We start from the raw sequence: 1,802 nt of genomic DNA, 5'->3' as shown, positions 1-1,802 counted from the left end.
CCCTAATTTAAACTCTTCTGTATATCGAATGCGACTGCCCATAAGACACTCTCCTTGCTTCCAGTTTTACCCAACAAGGTGTCTACAAAGCTAGGGGCACATCAAGGTTTCCTCGTGTATCATGGAAAAAATTAGATCTTGGTCGGTGTGACATTTTACCTACTTACACCAAGAAATTTACGAATTATTCTCCGATTATGGTAAACAAATGATGGCGCAGATGTCATCAATGGCGAACCAACAGGTGCTCTAAAAGAAGCGTGTTAAAATTGAGATGAGAATTTCATATTTATTAACCAAATAACGACCGGAAATATCAGTATCTTACTTTGGGCGTTTTAAGACGCCCGTCTAAGGTCCGCTAGGCCCCACATTAGCCGACAGACGGCTTTTACCGCAACATTGTGTAAGCTGAAGTTTGACTTGTTTTCCATGAGCACATCGACATCACGCAAGAAGGCTTACTACCATATCTAAGTTTCGCCGCGCATTTGCCAGTCGATATATTCGTTATGTAACCGCGAAGTAACCGCGGCCCTGTGACCCCGCGAAGAGCTGCTCTCGGAACCCAGTTGAAAACATCGAATTAGCTTCAATATCCCATCGGATCGTTGATTTTGGGGCTCAGGAAATTGGAGCGGGCGATGCGCTCCATTCACAATCTAACAACTATAAATTTCAGATACTTAGACGGGATAAATCAACTTATTGTATCCCTCTTTGTATCCCTCGCATTGCACCCACACCGTGTGAGCGCCACTACCGAGACAAGGCCCTCAGATTGGGCCGCAAGACACTCCCGCGTGCTTTGTACGCGAAGTCCAATGATTTGTCGGCAGTGCTAGCACAAACTGACCCAATCAAGGACGGCAGCTATGAGACGTATGCCGACTTGGGCGGTTCTCAATAGTCCTAAGAACGCAAGTCGATTGACATTCATAATTCATAAGCTGGTGAAGTTTGTAGCTGGCGCCAATTAGGATCACAAAGAATGGGCTGGTAAAAGGTTTACTAGATCAATGTAAAATCTTTTTACCGGCACGTCTAACCGACGCGTACATCATCAAATTCTTGGAATTTGACCGCTTAATAAATCAAGTTTAATTCTCTGCCTGATCAGATCAAAACGCGTCGATATTTCCTCTAAGACGGACGCCTCAAAATCCAGACGTATCTCTGTCAGCTGCCGAAACGTCAGCCTTCCAGCAGACCTTTCGTCTTCTGCTGCCTGAAGCAGGATCGCGTTTTGCGCCTTGGCCTCTTGGCGGATCCGACGTTGACTGCGTAGTATTTTAATGTGGCTGCGGGTAATTTGTAATTCCCGCCGCAAATCGCGTTCTGCGATTAACACTTCACTCTTAGCCTGTTGAGCACGCGAATTGGCGCGTTGGGTCGCCGCCCGAAGACCATTGCCCTCATAGAGCGGAACACTAATATCAACTCCAATCCGGTCTTGATATTCAAACTGATCAAAATCTTTTACTGAGGCATAGGAACCAGTCGCGACCACCGATATGATGGGCAAACGAGAGCGTTTTTGACGCATCGTGTCCGCGTCCAATGCCTCCGCTTGCCCTCTAAGGGCCTGAATATTTGGGTTTTCCAGTAAGATTTGATCGTCTGAAAGGAAAGTTGAAGGAATTGTATCAGCGAGCTGAAAAGTCTTGTTGCACGGTGCTTGTGACGCCCCTGTCGCGAGTTCAAATTCAATCAATGCGCTTTCCATTTGGAAGTTAAGGTCAAGCGCGAATGCCTCCGCGTCTGAGATTTCAGCGGCCACGGTTGCTCGCTCTGTTAGTGTG

Annotated in this window: 1 protein-coding gene; it reads right to left on the bottom strand. The window is 46.8% G+C overall.

Annotated elements, in window-relative coordinates; translation table 11 throughout:
- Positions 1-1,063 precede the first annotated feature (1,063 nt).
- A partial coding sequence (locus IE105_RS15240) for a TolC family protein (protein WP_233354220.1) occupies positions 1,064-1,802 on the bottom strand: 739 nt, incomplete at its 5' end.

It is taken from the genome of Algimonas arctica (assembly GCF_014652695.1).
Taxonomy (GTDB): Bacteria; Pseudomonadota; Alphaproteobacteria; order Caulobacterales; family Maricaulaceae; genus Litorimonas; species Litorimonas arctica.
This window is presented reverse-complemented; position numbering and strand designations above follow the sequence as displayed.